19 protein-coding genes and 1 riboswitch are annotated in these 15,588 nt (G+C 54.0%); of the genes, 9 read left to right on the forward strand and 10 right to left on the reverse strand.

Annotated features, from left to right (window positions below):
- Positions 1 to 21: 21 nt before the first annotated feature.
- Positions 22 to 630 (reverse strand): NAD(P)-dependent oxidoreductase, encoded by a 609-nt coding sequence (locus tag EVJ33_RS03985; RefSeq protein WP_131434661.1) that lies wholly within the window; start codon positions 628 to 630, stop codon positions 22 to 24.
- Positions 631 to 761: 131 nt separating this feature from the next.
- Positions 762 to 863: riboswitch (purine riboswitch) on the forward strand.
- Between the two features lie 77 nt (positions 864 to 940).
- On the opposite strand from EVJ33_RS03985, the gene EVJ33_RS03990 reads away from it, so the two are divergent.
- Genes EVJ33_RS03990 through EVJ33_RS04005 form a run of 4 tightly spaced genes read left to right on the forward strand, consistent with a single transcriptional unit; the run spans position 941 to position 3,893 of the window.
- Complete coding sequence (locus EVJ33_RS03990) at positions 941 to 1,522, forward strand: xanthine phosphoribosyltransferase (RefSeq protein WP_131434663.1); 582 nt, start codon at positions 941 to 943, stop codon at positions 1,520 to 1,522.
- A complete protein-coding gene (locus tag EVJ33_RS03995; protein WP_131434665.1) occupies positions 1,519 to 2,823 on the forward strand; it encodes a nucleobase:cation symporter-2 family protein in 1,305 nt (434 codons plus the stop codon). The genes EVJ33_RS03990 and EVJ33_RS03995 overlap by 4 nt, the downstream gene beginning before the upstream one ends.
- A gap of 33 nt (positions 2,824 to 2,856) precedes the next feature.
- Positions 2,857 to 3,504: an NAD(P)H-binding protein gene (locus EVJ33_RS04000; RefSeq protein WP_131434667.1), complete on the forward strand. Its 648-nt coding sequence runs from the start codon at positions 2,857 to 2,859 to the stop codon at positions 3,502 to 3,504.
- A complete protein-coding gene (locus EVJ33_RS04005; protein WP_131434669.1) occupies positions 3,501 to 3,893 on the forward strand; it encodes an RDD family protein in 393 nt (130 codons plus the stop codon). Before EVJ33_RS04000 ends, EVJ33_RS04005 begins: the two co-directional genes overlap by 4 nt.
- Positions 3,894 to 3,912: 19 nt before the next feature.
- Here the strand turns inward: EVJ33_RS04005 and EVJ33_RS04010 are convergent, their stop codons facing one another.
- Positions 3,913 to 5,178 (reverse strand): purine/pyrimidine permease, encoded by a 1,266-nt coding sequence (locus EVJ33_RS04010; protein WP_131434671.1) that lies wholly within the window; start codon positions 5,176 to 5,178, stop codon positions 3,913 to 3,915.
- Positions 5,179 to 5,254: 76 nt separating this feature from the next.
- On the opposite strand from EVJ33_RS04010, the gene EVJ33_RS04015 reads away from it, so the two are divergent.
- Positions 5,255 to 5,959 carry an alpha/beta family hydrolase gene (locus EVJ33_RS04015; protein WP_131434673.1) on the forward strand — a complete coding sequence of 235 codons (705 nt, stop codon included), beginning with the start codon at positions 5,255 to 5,257 and terminating at the stop codon, positions 5,957 to 5,959.
- 33 nt (positions 5,960 to 5,992) lie between these two features.
- On the opposite strand, the gene EVJ33_RS04020 is transcribed toward EVJ33_RS04015, so the two are convergent.
- The 3 genes from EVJ33_RS04020 to EVJ33_RS04030 all read right to left on the reverse strand — a co-directional run bounded on the left by EVJ33_RS04020 (position 5,993) and on the right by EVJ33_RS04030 (position 9,762).
- Positions 5,993 to 7,177: an MFS transporter gene (locus tag EVJ33_RS04020; protein ID WP_131434675.1), complete on the reverse strand. Its 1,185-nt coding sequence runs from the start codon at positions 7,175 to 7,177 to the stop codon at positions 5,993 to 5,995.
- Between the two features lie 112 nt (positions 7,178 to 7,289).
- On the reverse strand, positions 7,290 to 8,081 hold the full coding sequence (locus EVJ33_RS04025; RefSeq protein WP_131434677.1) for an endonuclease/exonuclease/phosphatase family protein: 792 nt from the start codon (positions 8,079 to 8,081) through the stop codon (positions 7,290 to 7,292).
- A gap of 52 nt (positions 8,082 to 8,133) precedes the next feature.
- Complete coding sequence (locus EVJ33_RS04030; RefSeq protein WP_131434679.1) at positions 8,134 to 9,762, reverse strand: PTS transporter subunit IIBC; 1,629 nt, start codon at positions 9,760 to 9,762, stop codon at positions 8,134 to 8,136.
- A gap of 221 nt (positions 9,763 to 9,983) precedes the next feature.
- Between EVJ33_RS04030 and EVJ33_RS04035 the strand changes: the two genes are divergently transcribed.
- From EVJ33_RS04035 to EVJ33_RS04045, 3 genes are all read left to right on the forward strand, one after another.
- Positions 9,984 to 10,748: a TrmH family RNA methyltransferase gene (locus EVJ33_RS04035; protein WP_131434682.1), complete on the forward strand. Its 765-nt coding sequence runs from the start codon at positions 9,984 to 9,986 to the stop codon at positions 10,746 to 10,748.
- Between the two features lie 58 nt (positions 10,749 to 10,806).
- The gene (locus EVJ33_RS04040; protein ID WP_021068095.1) at positions 10,807 to 11,262 is read left to right on the forward strand and encodes a GNAT family N-acetyltransferase; all 456 of its coding nucleotides are present in this window, start codon (positions 10,807 to 10,809) and stop codon (positions 11,260 to 11,262) included.
- A gap of 87 nt (positions 11,263 to 11,349) precedes the next feature.
- On the forward strand, positions 11,350 to 11,838 hold the full coding sequence (locus EVJ33_RS04045) for a hypothetical protein (RefSeq protein WP_131434684.1): 489 nt from the start codon (positions 11,350 to 11,352) through the stop codon (positions 11,836 to 11,838).
- Between the two features lie 33 nt (positions 11,839 to 11,871).
- On the opposite strand, the gene EVJ33_RS04050 is transcribed toward EVJ33_RS04045, so the two are convergent.
- The gene (locus EVJ33_RS04050; protein ID WP_131434686.1) at positions 11,872 to 12,381 is read right to left on the reverse strand and encodes a hypothetical protein; all 510 of its coding nucleotides are present in this window, start codon (positions 12,379 to 12,381) and stop codon (positions 11,872 to 11,874) included.
- 115 nt (positions 12,382 to 12,496) lie between these two features.
- Between EVJ33_RS04050 and EVJ33_RS04055 the strand changes: the two genes are divergently transcribed.
- A complete protein-coding gene (locus tag EVJ33_RS04055) occupies positions 12,497 to 13,153 on the forward strand; it encodes a TVP38/TMEM64 family protein (RefSeq protein ID WP_131434688.1) in 657 nt (218 codons plus the stop codon).
- A gap of 27 nt (positions 13,154 to 13,180) precedes the next feature.
- Here the strand turns inward: EVJ33_RS04055 and queF are convergent, their stop codons facing one another.
- The 4 genes from queF to queC are packed head-to-tail and all read right to left on the reverse strand — an operon-like array spanning position 13,181 to position 15,472.
- Positions 13,181 to 13,669 (reverse strand): preQ(1) synthase, encoded by a 489-nt coding sequence (gene queF, locus EVJ33_RS04060; RefSeq protein WP_021068099.1) that lies wholly within the window; start codon positions 13,667 to 13,669, stop codon positions 13,181 to 13,183.
- Positions 13,670 to 13,680: 11 nt separating this feature from the next.
- A complete protein-coding gene (gene queE / locus EVJ33_RS04065; RefSeq protein ID WP_236634524.1) occupies positions 13,681 to 14,376 on the reverse strand; it encodes a 7-carboxy-7-deazaguanine synthase QueE in 696 nt (231 codons plus the stop codon).
- On the reverse strand, positions 14,376 to 14,831 hold the full coding sequence (queD, locus tag EVJ33_RS04070; RefSeq protein ID WP_021068101.1) for a 6-carboxytetrahydropterin synthase QueD: 456 nt from the start codon (positions 14,829 to 14,831) through the stop codon (positions 14,376 to 14,378). Before queD ends, queE begins: the two co-directional genes overlap by 1 nt.
- The gene (gene queC, locus EVJ33_RS04075; RefSeq protein ID WP_131434692.1) at positions 14,828 to 15,472 is read right to left on the reverse strand and encodes a 7-cyano-7-deazaguanine synthase QueC; all 645 of its coding nucleotides are present in this window, start codon (positions 15,470 to 15,472) and stop codon (positions 14,828 to 14,830) included. The genes queD and queC overlap by 4 nt, the downstream gene beginning before the upstream one ends.
- Positions 15,473 to 15,588 lie beyond the last annotated feature (116 nt).

Genomic DNA, 15,588 nt, shown 5'->3' on the forward strand with positions numbered 1-15,588 from the left:
TGTAGCATGGAATCAAAAAAATTAGTACGCCAGTCCGATCGATTGGCGGATGAAGAGTTGGTCTTCGACGGCGTTCAGCATGAACTGGGCAACATCGGCCCGTGAAATCTGTTTTCCGTTGTCTGGAATGCTGTCGAGGGACGTGCGATACACGGAAGTCCGGGGACCGTCCGTCAATTGCATCGGCCGCACGATCGTATAATCGAACGACGAGTTGCGCCACAGATCGACCGCGGCCCGGTGGTCACGGAGCGGCTTCCGAAGCATGAACGTCACGACCGTACCAGCAAGGCCCGGAATTTCTTTATCAATCCCAGCCGAGGCGAGATAGACGACGCGGGTGATGCCGTTCGCTTTCAGTGCCGGGACGAGCGCATCGGTGACACGGGCCAAGAAGTCCGAGTCGCTCAAGTCAGTCCCGAGACAGCTGATGACAGCGTCATGACCAGCTACAGCGTCTGTCAAAGAGACACTGTCCTTGACATCGCCTTCGATGATTTCAAGTTGCGGCGTCGGAATCAATTTTTTCTGTTCCCGCACGAAAGCGGTCACGTGGTGGCCATGCTCGATGGCCTGGTCGACAAACTGATGACCGGTCCGGCCGGTGGCACCTAAAACGAATAGCTTCATAATGGATGTGGCTCCTCTCGATTTTCCAGTATCTTTAGTATACAGCAGTTTCAGAAAAATCGAACTTTTAGCCGTCTTTTCGGAAACGGGTTGCATTTTACGAAATATCGTCTAGAATAAGTCCTATCTTATATAAATAAAAGATTCGCACTCGTATATCAGCGGGAATATGGCCCGCAAGTCTCTACCGAACCACCGTAAATGGTTCGACTACGGGTGACGCTTGTCGTGTGCATTCGTTTTGTTTCCATGCGGTTCGTCGTCCCCGGGTTGGGGTGACGAATCGCATTTTTTTGTTGGAGGGAAAACAATGAAGCAGCTAGAAGACAAAATCAGAAATGAAGGACAAGCGTTGTCCGAACACGTATTGAAAGTCGATGCCTTCTTGAACCATCAAGTCGATCCTGTCTTGATGCAGGCGATTGGTCGTGAGTTCGCGGACCGGTTCCGTGACGCCAGAATCGACCGCATTGTCACATTGGAGTCGAGTGGGATCGCTCCGGCGATGATGACGGCACTTGAGATGGACATTCCGTTCGTCTTCGCCCGCAAACGCAAATCACTCACGCTTCAAGACGATCTCGTCGAAGCCGACGTCTATTCGTTCACGAAACAAGAAACGAATCGCATCAGTTTGAGCCGTCGCTTCGTCCAACCTGGGGAGCGCGTGCTCGTCATCGACGATTTCCTCGCCAACGGCGAAGCAGCACTCGGTTTGACACAACTCGTTGAGTCGGCTGGTGCGGTCGTCGCCGGTGTCGGCATCGTCATCGAGAAGTCGTTCCAACCAGGACGGGACAAGCTGCTCGAGCGAGGCTATCAAGTCGAGTCACTCGCCCGGATCGCCAAACTTGAAGCGGGTGAGATTTCCTTCGTGGAGGTGGTCCAATGAATACGTTCAAGACAGCCAGCCTCGGATTCCAACATTTACTCGCCATGTACACGGGCGCGGCCATCGTCCCGCTCATCGTCGGCGGAGCCATCGGGCTCGGTCCGACAGAACTCGCTTACCTCGTCGCGATTGATTTGTTCATGTGCGGCGTCGCGACACTGTTGCAAGTATGGACGACTCGTTTCACCGGTGTTGGTCTGCCAGTCGTACTCGGTTGTACGTTCACCGCGGTCGGTCCGATGATTGCCATCGGTAGTTCGAGCGGCATCACCGCTATTTACGGGGCACTCATCGCGAGCGGAATCATTGTCATCTTCATTTCAGGCTTTGTCGGGAAACTGGCCCGTTTCTTCCCGCCGGTCGTGCTAGGCTCGGTCGTGACGATTATCGGTCTCTCGCTCATCCCAGTCGCTGTCAATGACATCGGTGGCGGGATGCCGGGTGAGCCCGGCTTCGCTTCGATGCAAAACTTAGCGCTCGGTGGCTTGACTATCGGTTTGATTCTCATCTTGAACCGAATCGGTACCGTGTTCACACGGGCGGCCGCAGTCTTGTTCGCGGTCTTGATCGGCACAGGTGTCGCCGCGTTCCTCGGTCTCGTCGACTTCAGCCCGGTCCGTGAGGCAGGCTGGTTCCAAATGGTGCAACCGTTCTACTTCGGGATGCCGACGTTTGACGTCTCGGCCATCCTCGTCATGACGCTCGTGGCCATCATCTCGATGATTGAATCGACGGGTGTCTTCTTGGCATTGAGCGATATTACAAAAAAACCGATTGGCTCGAACGAGTTGACGAAAGGGTATCGGGCTGAAGGTGTGGCGACGATTCTCGGTGGGATTTTCAACAGCTTCCCATACACGACGTTCAGTCAAAACGTCGGACTCGTCCAATTGTCAGGCGTCAAATCGCGTCGCGTCATCTTCTGGACGAGTGGACTATTGATTTTACTCGGCTTCTTGCCGAAAGTCGCGACGTTCACGACATTGATCCCGAAACCGGTACTCGGTGGGGCGATGCTCGTCATGTTCGGTACCGTCGCCGCGTCAGGGATTCGCATCCTCAGTCAAGTCGATTTTGCGAAAAATGAGAACTTGATCACGATCGCACTCTCAATCGGCATCGGGCTTGGTATCACGGCCAACCCAGGCATTGTCGCCAATATGCCGGAATCGATTCAACTGTTCACCGATAGCGCCATCGTTGCTGGCTCATTCACAGCCCTGTTCTTGAACGGGTTCTTCCGTCTCGTCGACCGATTCCGTCCGGACGAGGTCGTTGCCGATAACCGGCAAGTCAGCTAGACTGAAAGGAGCACGTATCAAGGGGGAAATAGGATGGGAAAAACAGCACTCGTTGTCGGCGCGACCGGTTTAATTGGACGCGAGCTCGTCGAACAGTTACTCGAACAGGAACGGTATGATCAAGTCTGGATTGTCGTCCGTCGCTCGAAACGATGGAGTCACCCGAAACTGCATGAAGTCGTCGGGTTCGAAGGGATGGACGAGGCGTTGCCGCACATTGATGACGTCTACTGTGCACTCGGGACGACGATTGCCGTCGCCGGCTCACGTCAGGCGTTCAAACACGTCGACCTCGAGTTGCCGCTCGAAGTGGCGCGCGTCGCGAAGCAGCACGGTGCGACACGTTATGCCGTCGTCTCGGCACAAGGCGCGTCACTTCGGTCACCTTTTTTCTACAACCGGGTGAAAGGAGAGCTCGAGAACGGGCTCAAAGTGTTCGGCTTCGAACACTTGATTATCGCCCGTCCGTCGCTCCTGCTCGGAGATCGGGAAGAGTTCCGTCTCGGCGAGAAAGCGGCCGAAGTCGTCAGCCGTCCGCTCCAACCGTTGTTACTCGATAAACTACCGGATGCCGCACCGATTCAAGCGCTCCACGTGGCGCGTGCCTTGATCATGGCCGCGGAAGAAGGACAAGGCACTGAAGTGCTGACGTCTGGCATGATGCAGGGGATGAGCCAATGAAGCGAGTGACGAGCAAACGCACGAAAGCCGCCTTAATCGACGGCGTCATTGCCGGATTGGTCAGTTTCGGTGTCGAACAGCTCGTTCGGAAGAAAGTGAAAAGTGAGTTCGTCCACACCGTCATCACCCCGATGCTCGTTTCTTACGCGCTCGAGGCGTGTCAGATGCGCCGTGGCGGCCAGACGCTCGGATATAAGCTGATGGGACTCGAGTTGAAGAATGACGACGGGACCCCGGTCACGGCTGAGCAAGCGTTCAAACGGGCGCTTCACCGCGATACGCGCTCGATTGCCGCCTACGTCAAGGACCGCGCGCACTTCGAGGCCGAAGCCGGTGCCGTCTTGCCGCACGACGCAGCGTTCCATATGCACGTAATCGAAAAAAACTGACCTCGCGAGGTCAGTTTTTTTAGTCTTTGATGCGGCTGAGAATGGCCGTCGTCAAGGCGACGATCGTTCCGAGGACGAGTCCGTTCGAGAATACGGTCGCCAAGAGCGGTGGCAAATCGTTCATTGCCCCAGGTGGGAGCAACATCGCGCCGGCTCCGATCACGAGCGGGAGACCGACAGTGAGTGACGCCGTCTTTTGGTTCAATTCGAACGCCGCCTCGTTGATTCCGATGATGATCATCGTCGCGATGAGCGGGGTGACGATGGCGTATCCGACGGCGGCCGGGATGCTCGCGATGAGCGAGACGAACGGACCGATAAGGGCGAGCACCATCATCACAGCGTGGGCCACGAGATGTGGTGAGCGATGGACGCTCTCCGTCGAGGATAAGAAACCAGCCGTTCCAGAGATGGCGACCGGTCCCGGTGTCCCGAACATGCCCGCGACCATTTGACTGATGCCGCTGACGACACCGGACGCCGGGACGTTGCCTTCGATTTGACGCTTCTCGCGCGAGCTGACGATGCGTTCAATCAACTTGATATTGGCGAGGACGTTCGTCATGAGCAGGAGCGTGATGACGAAAGCCGTCGGGAGCAAGTTCCAATCCCACACCCACGTTCCGAACGGGAATAGTTCAGGTACGAGGAAGAATGACTCGGAACGGACGATCGGGTTGCCGAGTCCGAGCAGGTTGAACAACCAAAATCCGGCGATGAGCGTCATGACGAGTCCGTACTGTTTGAACCGGCTCCGCTCGAGCGTGAGCGCGAACAACACGAGACCGGCCGTCGCGACGGCCTGAACGACGTTAATGCCGTCCTCGGTCACGCCGAAGCCACCTTTAATGACGGCGCCCGACAGTTGCAAGACGAGCAGAATCATATAGACGCCGAGTACTTGTGGGGTGAACAACGACAGCATCCGTCGCAACAGGCCGGTGACGGTCATGACTACACCGAGCACACCACTCAAGAACAACATGAAACCGAGCGCTTGGAGTGTCTCTTGTCCGCTACCGTAAAGCGCCGGACCGATGGAGGCATAGAGTGTGAACACGCCCCACCATATCCCGGCCGGTCCTTCTAAAATCGGTAGACGGTGGCCGAGCAGTGTTTGGATGATGCTGAAGAGGGCGAAGATGAACAGCGAGCGCGAGATGAACGTCATCGTCTCGGCTGGTGACAGTTCAAATAAGGCAGCGATCGAGAGCGGTGGTACAATGTTTGTAGCTAAAATAAAAATAAACCACTGAATCGTCGTGGTTACAGAACTTTTCGTCATGGTGTCCCCCTGATATTTCCCTTTTTTACTACTAGTGTACCGTGACGAGGAAGTGGATGCAAATGGAGGTCTTATAATGAAGAAAAAATTGAAGTGGATTGGCCTTGGCCTATTAGGAATCATCTTGGTCGCCATCATCGGATTCATTGTGTGGACACAACTGACGTATGGACCGACGGATGAGGCGCTCAGCTACGCGGCGGAGGCGACGGAAGTGGACAATCGTCTCGAGTTCGGGCAGACGGACAGCGAGGTTGGGTTCATCCTGTATCCGGGAGCGAAAGTCGAGAAAGAGGCATACGCCTATTATGGCACCAGACTGGCGGAAGAAGGTGTCTTCGTCGCCATCCCATCGTTGCGCTTAAATCTCGGGATAGCAGATATCGATGCAGCAGAAGAGATCATCGCCGCCCATCCAGACATCGAACGTTGGGTCGTCGGGGGGCATTCACTCGGTGGCTCGGCTGCGTCCGGTTACGCGCTTGAGCATGAGGAGCAAGTCGACGGGGTCATCTTCCTCGCCTCGTATCCAATCAGCACGATGGCGGACAGTGATTTACGTGTCTTGTCCGTCTCCGGGGAAATCGACGGTCTCGCCACACCGGCTGATATCGAGGCGAGTCGTGACAACATGCCGGATGACGCCGTCTTCCATCAAATCAAAGACGGCAACCACGCTAACTTCGGGATGTACGGACCGCAGGACGGGGACAACGACAGCCCGCTCAGCGCCAAACAACAACTTGACGAGACGATCGATCACATCATTGATTGGTTATAAAAACAGCGTGCCCACATCAAGGGGCACGCTGTTTTAACGTTGGTCGAGCTGATGACTGACCGCGGTCAACAAAGCTGTCACGAGCGCGACGGCGCCACCGACGAGGGCGAGCGTCATGACGGGTGCGTTGGCATAGACAAGACCACCAAGCGCTGAGCCCATTCCGATCCCGACGTTGCTTGCGACCGGCATGAGCGATGAGGCCAGGCCTTTGGCGTCCGGATTGAACTTCTCGGCCAAATCGATCAAATAGATTTGCGTCGACGTCGTCAGTAGAATCGCCATGAACGACATGAGCGCGATATTGATGAGACCGAGCGTCACGCTCGATGTCGTCACATACAAGGCCGCTAAGACGAGCGCTTGGATGAGAAAGACGAACCGTAGCCGTCCGATCGGATTATGGCTCGCGATCTTTCCAGCCGCCAGATTGCTGAAGATGGAGATGAACCCGTAAGCGAACAAGATCGGGCTGACCCAAGCGACAGGTACGCCGAGGACATCTTTTAAGATTGGGACGAGATATGTATAGACGACGTACGTTGCACCGAAGCCGAACGCGGGGATGAAGAACGCGATTAAAATTCGCGGGTTCGTCAAGAGGCGCAATTGATCGGCAATCGACGTTTTGCCGCTCGTTAAATGGCTCGGCACGACACGGTAGACGGCGAGAAATGCGACGACGCCTAAAGCGGTCGTCAACAGGAATGTCGTTTCCCATCCGGTCCGTTGCCCGATGAACGTACCGAGCGGAACGCCAAATACGTTCGCCATCGTGAAACCGCCGAAGATGAATGAGACAGCGATGCCGCGCTTCCCGGTTGGTACCGATTCACTGGCGACGAGCATGGCGAGTGAGATGAGTACGCCGGTCACGACGGCGGTCATCATCCGGAGCACGAGCAATATCCCGTACGTCGGAGCGAGGCTGCTGAATAAGTTGAAGACGATGAACCCAGCTGTGAGCGTGAGCATCAATTTTCGTTTCGGCAAATGGCTCGTGAACGACATCGTGAGCGGGGTCCCAATGGCAAAGGTGATGGCGAACGCCGAGACGAGCGTTCCGGCCGTGGCAATCGAAATCGATAGGCCATCGGCGATATCGGGTAAAATCCCGACGATGACAAATTCACTCGTTCCGAGCACGAACGTGAGCAGGGCGAGCGATAAGATCAGCGTCCAGTCGGTCCGACTGAGCGATGGGGTGGTCGTCAAAATAAATCACTACTTTCAGAAATATAGTCATTAGACATCAGTCGTTTCCAACCATACCGAATTTTCGCCAAAAGCAAAACCCTTTTCTCTCACATTGTGAAAGAAAAGGGTTAAATTAACGCCAGAATGCAGTCGCTTCGACACCGGCATGATCCGAGACGATCGGACCGTTCTCGCCGTCAAAGACGACGGCATGGCGCGAGACGTGAATCGGGGCGTTCGTCAGCATCAAGTCGATGCGAAGCGCCTGCTTGTTCTCGTCCCAGCCGGCAATCTTGCCTTGGACGGTCGCATCGCCTTCACGCTCGGTCGCCAAATGGAACAAGTCTTGGAGACCGTGCTCAACCAAGTAATCGTACCCTTCGCCACGAATGAACGCATCGTTATTGAAGTCGCCGAGCAGTAAGGCGCGATCGTCATCTTCGACGCGACGAAGTAGTTCATCGAGCTGATGGCGTACCGGTTCATCGGCATCATGCCACCAACCAAGGTGACAGGAGTAAATCGCCGTCGGCGCGTCCATACCGTCTACGACCGCCTTGACGATTTTCCGAGATTTGTAATCGTTCGGGTCGGTCGTCTGGGAGACGAAGAACGATTCGGTCGACACGAACGGAGTGCGCGATAAAATCGCGACGCCTTCTTCGTAGATATCATAGCCATAATGAGCAAAGTCCCACGTCATGTAGTAATCGACGCCTTGCTCTTTCAAACGCTCGACGAGCACGTAGGCGAAGTTGTTCTCTCGAATCAAGCCGTCGATGAGTGGGGCCTCTTTATGTTGATTCACTTCTTGGAGTGCGATGATGTCGTATTCCTCGCTCGCGATCCGTTCGACGATCGAGTCGATTTTCTCTTGTTGACGATCTTCTAACCAGGCGTGACAGTTCAGCGTTAAAATATTCACGATAGTCCTCCTTTAGAAAAAACAGGCCAACTCGTACGAGCTGGCCTGTTGATTATGCACCGATGACGTCTTGAATATCAGACTTCAATACGTCGGCTTTCGGGCCGTAGATTGCTTGGACACCACGGTCTTTCAAGATGAGACCCATGGCGCCGTTCTTTTTCCACTCGCTCTCTTCTGAGACGAGCGACATGTCTTTGACTGTGACACGGAGACGCGTCATGCAGGCATCGACGTCCTCGATGTTCTCTTCCCCACCGAGTAGCGCGATAATCCCCATGACCTGCTCGTTGCCTGTCACGTTCGATTTCTCTGTCACTTCTTCCATATAGTTCCCGTTACGGCCAGGCGTCGGGAGGTTCATCTTCTTGATAAAGAAGTTGAACACACCGAAGTTCAAGAAGAAGAAGGCAGCCGAAACGAGGAAGAAGTTAATCAAGTCTTGCAAGAGTCCCGCTTTGACAATCATCGGGATGCGTGTGAGCAATTCAATCGCACCGAACGCGTGGACACGAAGATCGATGACATCCGCTAAAGCGAAGGCGGCACCGGCCATGAGCGCGTAGACGACGTAAAGGACTGGAGCGACGAACATGAACATAAATTCGATTGGTTCTGTGACACCCGTCAAGAAGACGGCGAGACCAGCCGACAAGAACATCGGCTTGTATTGTGCTTTCTTGTCTTCGTCGACGTTGCGGTACATTGCGTAAGCGGCACCGATCAAGGCAGCGAATGACAAGATGACTTGACCGACTTTGAAGCGGGCTGGGACGACGTCAGCGAGCAAAGCGTTGTAAGCAGCCGTATCACCAGCAGCGCGCAGGTTAACGAGGTCTGTGACCCAAGCCAACCAGAGCGGATCTTGACCCGCAACGACCGAACCGGCTGTTGCACCTGTCAAAATCGTGTATGTCCCGCCGAGCTCCGTGTAGTTCATCGGTACAGTGAGCATGTGGTGAAGTCCGAACGGCAAGAGGAGACGCTCGAGTGCACCGTAGATGAACGGCGCGAGAACCGGCGCCGTGTTGCGCGACGTCGCGATCCATTCACCGAAGCTGTTGAGCGCGCCTTGAATCGTCGGCCAAATGATGGACAACGCGATTGCGGCAACGACCGAACCGAGGATGACGACGAATGGGACGAAACGCTTCCCGTTGAAGAACGAGAGGGCGTTCGGCAATTTGTTGAAGTTATAGAAGCGGTTGTAAAGTGCGCCACCGAGGAAACCGGCGATGATCCCGACGAACACGCCCATGTTGAGGGCAGGTGAACCAAGTACAGATGTGAAGTAGTCAGCGACGACAAGGTCAGCTCCGAAGAGTGACTGGACTGTCGCTTCCGGGTCTTGGAGCATCGTTCCGTTGACGGCGAAGATGGCGCCTGTGACACGGTTGATCAAGATGAAGGCGATCAGCGCAGCGAAGGCACCGCCGGCTTTATCTTTCGCCCATGAGCCACCGATAGCGACTGCGAACAAGATATGTAAGTTGACGATGATTCCCCAACCGAGGTCTTCAATGATGCGGGCCGTCGTGAGCAAGATGCTGACGTCTCCGGCTGACATGCCAATCAATTTACCAATCGAGATCATGAGACCTGCGGCTGGCATGACGGCGATGACGACCATTAAGGCCTTACCGAGTTTCTGCCAAAAGTCGAACGAGATGAGTTGTTTCATGTGATACGCTTCCTTCCTATACGGAACTTTTTATCTGTCTATGGCGACTGTCAATGCAATCGCTTGCATAGATGATTGTAATCGATTGCATAAATTTGTGCAACCGTTTTCCTAATTTTCATAGATTTTCATACCGAGAGGATATTCGAGTCGTTTCTCGCCCAACTTGTCAGTCGGAACGAATCTCGCTACAATACTAGAGGTCGAAAGGGGCGAGAACGATGGGATGGAGACAGACGACATCGGCATTATCAAAAGAAGAGCAGGCGGCACTACTCGATGAATTGTTGCAGTCGGGCCTGTTATTAGAAGAGGACCGACTGCTGTACAGCATGTTGATGCCAGACCGGGTCAAACGGATGCAGGAAGTATTGGAGTTACGGACGAACCATATCACGATTTTGACGGAAGGGGTCGATGACCCGCACAATCAGTCGGCCGTGCTCCGTTCGGCGGATGCGTTCGGTGTCCAGACGTTGCACGTCGTCGAGGGCCGGGCCAAGTTCAAGCCGAACTCGATTATCGCCAAAAGCGCCGATCGTTGGGTCGACGTGGTCGAACATCCTTCGATTGAGGACGCGATCGATCGGTTGAAGGCGGACGGTTATCAAGTGCTTGCGACGGCACTCAGTGAAGAGGCAGTCCCGCTCGAGGACATCGATGTATCGAAACCGACCGTGCTCTTGTTCGGGAATGAACATCACGGCGTGTCAGAACGAGCACTCGCCAAAGCGGACGGGAACTATTTGATTCCGATGCAAGGATACGTTCAAAGCTTGAACATCTCGGTCGCTGCCGCCATCTCGTTGTACGATGTGACGACGCGGGCGCGCCACGTCGTGACGGACGGCTACCGACTGAAGGCGAAAGACAAGCAGCGCATCTTAAAAAATTGGATGGTGAAGAGCCTTCCGAAGCGGTCGCTCGGCGTGTATAAGCAAAAAGGTTTGACCGCTTTTGCGCGCGAGACAGGAAAAACGGAGTAAACGGCGAAAGGTACAGGCGTACGAACAACTTGTCCATATACTGAAAGGGGATGGAAAGATGAGTACGACCAGTTCATTTATCGTGAAAGATGTGACGACGAATTTCAAAGACTATGAAGAGGAATTCTTTAATCTGTACCGGACGCTTTACGGGGACATCGATCAACTGCGTTTTAAAGAACGGCTGTATCGTCATGCGAACCCGCTCGTGTTGCTCGCGTTTTCAGACGAGCGACTCGTCGGTTTTAAAATCGGTTATGAGGCCGAGCCGTATCGCTTCTATAGCTGGGCCGGCGGTGTCCACCCTGAGTTTCAAAAGCATGGCATCGGCCGCAAGCTGATGGACACGCAACTCGAATGGGTGAAGGCGCAAGGGTTCCACTCGATTCGAACGAAGGCACGCAATACGAACAAAGGGGTCATCATCTTGAACCTGTTGTGCGGATACGACATCATGGGGGCGTATACAGAGGATAACGAGCCTCGTATCATGATGGAGAAACAATTGAACTGACCAAGCCGTGGCGCATGCCACGGTTTTTTTATTGGCATGAAACCAAATGGGGCTACATTCGTATGATAGAAAAAAGGGGGAGACATTATGGTTCATGCGTTTGCATTTGGAGAAGAAGTATACATCGATTCGGGAGGAATGGGGGATTCATTTTTTAGTGGCGTGCCCATCATTTTTCCGATTTTCTTTTTCTTGATTATCGGTATTATCGTATTCGCTGTTATCGGGGGGATCGGTAAGCAAGTAAAGACGAACAGCCTGTTGAAAGATATGCAACAGTTCGCGTCAGACTTGGCCGACGATCCGAGTGACGAGTCGGCGAACCGTCTCGCTGACTACTTGAGAGACGTGACGTCGTTCCCGGTCGAGCGGACACAGATGGAGCCGTTCCGGGTCGCGCTTGGCAGTTACCATTTGGTCATGGAGTCGCCGCACGTGCACGACGAGACGAAAGAGCGGGTCGACCGCCAATATAAACGGCTCGGCATCTTGGACGGGGAGAAGTTCGCCGATGAGCCGGTCCCGCGACGCCGTTCGAGCTCACATCATCACGACCACCATAATCATCACATGTAAAAACGCGCCGGGAAAAATCCCAGCGCGTTTTCGTTACATATAACGACTTGCGTCAAACTCGATCTCGGTCCGGTGATTGGCGGAGTCGATGGCACTTCCGATGCGGGTAGCCCGTTTCTCGACATCGCGGGCTTTCAAGCGATACAGTTCCGGGTCATAGAGCGCATGCTTGATGATGGTCGTCGCTTCACCGTAACCGGTTTGAAATTCACGTTTCGGCCGCTCGGCCAAATCTTGATACATCCGGGCTTGGGCCCGTAATTGAACGGCGAACTCCATCGCTTCGACGAGTGGGAGCGGTCCGTCATTCGTCTCGATGATGGTATGCAGGTTCGCCTCACAGACGAGGCGGTCGAGGCGACGTAAATCGGTCCGAATCGCCTCGAGCTCAACTTCGATGTCTTCGAGTGAGCGGGATTGAATCGTCGGGAGTGGTTCGTCTTTCTCGAGTTCGATGAACGCGACACGTTCGATTTCTTCAACAAGTTTATCAATCTGCTTGAGGAGCAGGCTCTTCAGTTTAATGGCATCTGCCAAGTACATAGGGATTCCTCCTTCTGCTTTTTCTAACCGTACCATAATGTGATTCCTAAAAAAAGGAAGGCGTTACTTTTCCAAGAGGAGGCGATATGATGAAAGAAAGAGAGGAGGTCGACCGATGAACAAGTGGAAAACGCAGTGGATCATTGCCATCGTCTTGCTCATCTTCGGTATCGCGACGTTCCTTTATCAGTGGATTGATTTGCGACCGGGTGAGATTCGCGATTATATCGTTCAATTCGGTTGGCTCGCCCCGCTCGTCTATATTTTACTGTTCACCGTTCGTCCGTTGATCTTATTCCCGACGTCGGTCTTGTCCGTCGCCGGTGGGTTGGCGTTCGGGACGTTGCCTGGTGTCGTCTATACGGTCATCGGGGCCACACTCAGCGCGCTCGTCGCTTATTATATTGCGATTCGTTTCGGCGACCGTTTTCTCCACCATTTCGAGACGAGTAGCTATGAGAAGGTGCAACATAAGATTGAAGAGGACGGGTTCTTCTACGTCTTGATTTTGCGCTTGATCCCGCTCGTCAACTTTGACTTGGTCAGCTACGCCTCAGGTTTGGCGAAAGTGAAACTCCCGGGTTATGTCTTTGCGACCATGGTCGGGATGATCCCAGGAGCGTTCGCCAACAACTTCCTCGGCAGTAGCCTCGCGAGCGGAGACGTTAAGCTAATCATCCTCGCCCTCGTCGTCTTTGTCGTCCTGACGCTCGTGGCGACCGTCTTCCGCGAACCAATCAAACGACAAATTAATCGCTATAAAAAGAAGTAGGCGCTCATCGGCGCCTACTTCTTCAATTTATCGGTTGTCGACCGTCTCCGGATACAAGTCGTGATTGAACAAGCGATGCTCCGCCATTCTTTCGTATTTCGTGCCCGGCTTGCCGTAGTTGTAATATGGATCGATCGAGATGCCGCCGCGTGGCGTGAACTTGCCCCACACTTCGAGATAGCGTGGCTCCATCAATTTGACGAGGTCTTTCCCGATGACGTTGATGCAGTTCTCATGGAAGTCACCATGGTTACGGAAGCTGAACAAGTACAGCTTGAGTGATTTCGACTCGACGAGTTTCTCGTCTGGGATGTATGAGATGTAAATCGTCGCGAAGTCCGGTTGGTTCGTGATCGGGCAGAGTGACGTGAACTCCGGTGCGTTGAACTTCACGAAGTAGTCGTTCTCCGGGTGACGGTTCGGGAACGCTTCGAGGACGTCCGGTGCGTATTCAAAAATGTATGGGACGCTCTTCTGTCCGAGGAGCGACAAGTCTTGTAAGTCTTCTGGTCTCATAGAGATTCTCCTTAGACGCCACGTTCGTTGGCGTATAGTAATGTGTGCAGTTGCGGCAGGACACGGACGCTTTGCCATGACGGGTCACGGGCGACGTCCTCCCACAATTCTTTTAAGCGACGGAGCTGGGCGTCGGTGATGTCACCGTCCGCACCGGGCTCAGGATTGCCGGCCGATAAGTACATGACGTCCGGCGTGTAACGCGTTTGGACCGATTTCGCATAGGCGAGGTCAATCTCGTCAAAGACGGCGACTTTGAATGTTGTCTGATCAGGGCGCAGCCGTTCGACGATGGCATCGAGTTTCTCCCAGTCGGTCGCCATGCCGGAAGACGGTGGTTTCGGGCTGAGCGTCACGTCGTCGATGTCAGCGAGCCAGTCCTGATAGCGACTGCCTTGCGTCTCGACGGCGAGTTTGACGTCACGCGCCTTCAATTTCGTCACCAAGTCTTTCATCGCGGCGATGAGGAGCGGGTTGCCTCCCGAGATGGTCACGTAGTCGTAACTACCTAGGGCATCGAGTTGATCGATGATCTCATCGGCCGTGAGCATATCTGGTTTCTCCGAGCCGTCCCACGTGAAGGCGGAGTCGCACCATGAACAGCGATAATCGCAACCGGCGGTCCGGACGAACATCGTCTTTTGTCCGATGGCACGACCTTCACCTTGAAACGTCGGTCCGAACACTTCGAGGACAGGGATTTTCATCAGTCCACCAACCATTCGCGTCGGAACTCGGCGTACGATGTCGGTGTCTCGTACAATTTGACGAACTCGACACGGACGTCACGCTCGTCAGGTAAGTGTTTGGCGAGCTGCTCGAAAATCCAGTAGCACATATTTTCAGCGGTTGTATTCATATAAGGTAACGACTCATTCAAATAACGATGGTCGAGGTATGGTTCGAGTTCTTCTTTAAAGATGGCTTTCAGGTCGCCAAAGTCGAGCGTCATGCCGCGGTTATCGAGAAAACCGCTGATGCCCATTTGCAATTTATACGTATGTCCGTGCAGCGCGCGGCATTTACCGTCGTAATCGAACAAATGATGCGCGGCATCGAATGTCACTTCTTTGACGATTTGGACGCGGTGCGGACAGTAGATGAGCGAGCCGTCTTGTTTGGCTTCGACACTCGTCGGGGCGAGGAATGGAGCGTTCTTCATACGCGCACCTCCTCATAAGCGGCGAGGCCGTTTTGACGGAGCACGCACGCCGGACATTCGCCACAACCTGATCCGAGGATACCGTTATAGCACGTGAGCGTCCGTTCTTTGACGAAGTCGAACGCACCGAGTCGGTCCGCGAGTTCCCACGTCTGTTTTTTGTCGAGCCACATGAGTGGTGTGTCGATGACGAACGGATAGTCCATCGCCAAGTTGAGCGTCACGTTCAGTGATTTGACGAATTGGTCCCGGCAATCCGGATAACCAGAAAAATCGGTCTCACATACGCCGGTGACGATGTGATGCATACCGAGTTGTTTGGCCATGACGGCCGCAAAGGATAAGAATAAGTGATTGCGTCCATCGACGAACGTGTTTGGGACGTCCGCATTGTCGATGTCGAGATCGTGTCTCGTCAACGCATTGGAGGTGAGTTGTCCGAGTAAGGACAAGTCGAGGATGTGGTGCGGGACATCGAGTTCGGCCGCAATTTCTTTCGCGACCTCGATTTCCGCGTCATGGCGCTGCCCGTAGGCGAACGTCACCGCTTCCACATGAGAGAATTGTTGTTTTGCCCAGAACAGGCAAGTGGTAGAATCTTGACCGCCACTAAAGACGACCAATGCTTTTTCGTGTTGCAACGTGCACACTTCCTTTTTCGCTAGTTTTGATGTCGGAGGAGGTTACGAACTCCGGAGGTCACCCTCGAGCGTCTACTTTACCATAAAAAGACGTTTGACAGGGAAAAGAGAAGCAG

It is taken from the genome of Exiguobacterium sp. SL-10 (genome assembly GCF_004337025.1).
Lineage (GTDB): Bacteria > Bacillota > Bacilli > Exiguobacteriales > Exiguobacteriaceae > Exiguobacterium.

Bases quoted from the DNA above. Each gene is read 5' to 3' on its own strand.
- queF (WP_021068099.1), bottom strand. From the start codon at position 13,669: ATGAGACCAGAAGACTTACAAGACTTGTCGCTCCTCGGACAGAAGAGC.
- EVJ33_RS03995 (WP_131434665.1), top strand. From the start codon at position 1,519: ATGAATACGTTCAAGACAGCCAGCCTCGGATTCCAACATTTACTCGCC.
- EVJ33_RS03985 (WP_131434661.1), bottom strand. From the start codon at position 630: ATGAAGCTATTCGTTTTAGGTGCCACCGGCCGGACCGGTCATCAGTTT.
- EVJ33_RS04050 (WP_131434686.1), bottom strand. From the start codon at position 12,381: ATGTACTTGGCAGATGCCATTAAACTGAAGAGCCTGCTCCTCAAGCAG.
- EVJ33_RS04030 (WP_131434679.1), bottom strand. From the start codon at position 9,762: ATGAAACAACTCATCTCGTTCGACTTTTGGCAGAAACTCGGTAAGGCC.
- queE (WP_236634524.1), bottom strand. From the start codon at position 14,376: ATGAAAATCCCTGTCCTCGAAGTGTTCGGACCGACGTTTCAAGGTGAA.
- EVJ33_RS04010 (WP_131434671.1), bottom strand. From the start codon at position 5,178: ATGACGAAAAGTTCTGTAACCACGACGATTCAGTGGTTTATTTTTATT.
- EVJ33_RS03990 (WP_131434663.1), top strand. From the start codon at position 941: ATGAAGCAGCTAGAAGACAAAATCAGAAATGAAGGACAAGCGTTGTCC.
- EVJ33_RS04035 (WP_131434682.1), top strand. From the start codon at position 9,984: ATGGGATGGAGACAGACGACATCGGCATTATCAAAAGAAGAGCAGGCG.
- queD (WP_021068101.1), bottom strand. From the start codon at position 14,831: ATGAAGAACGCTCCATTCCTCGCCCCGACGAGTGTCGAAGCCAAACAA.
- EVJ33_RS04015 (WP_131434673.1), top strand. From the start codon at position 5,255: ATGAAGAAAAAATTGAAGTGGATTGGCCTTGGCCTATTAGGAATCATC.
- EVJ33_RS04000 (WP_131434667.1), top strand. From the start codon at position 2,857: ATGGGAAAAACAGCACTCGTTGTCGGCGCGACCGGTTTAATTGGACGC.
- EVJ33_RS04005 (WP_131434669.1), top strand. From the start codon at position 3,501: ATGAAGCGAGTGACGAGCAAACGCACGAAAGCCGCCTTAATCGACGGC.
- EVJ33_RS04055 (WP_131434688.1), top strand. From the start codon at position 12,497: ATGAACAAGTGGAAAACGCAGTGGATCATTGCCATCGTCTTGCTCATC.
- EVJ33_RS04040 (WP_021068095.1), top strand. From the start codon at position 10,807: ATGAGTACGACCAGTTCATTTATCGTGAAAGATGTGACGACGAATTTC.
- EVJ33_RS04045 (WP_131434684.1), top strand. From the start codon at position 11,350: ATGGTTCATGCGTTTGCATTTGGAGAAGAAGTATACATCGATTCGGGA.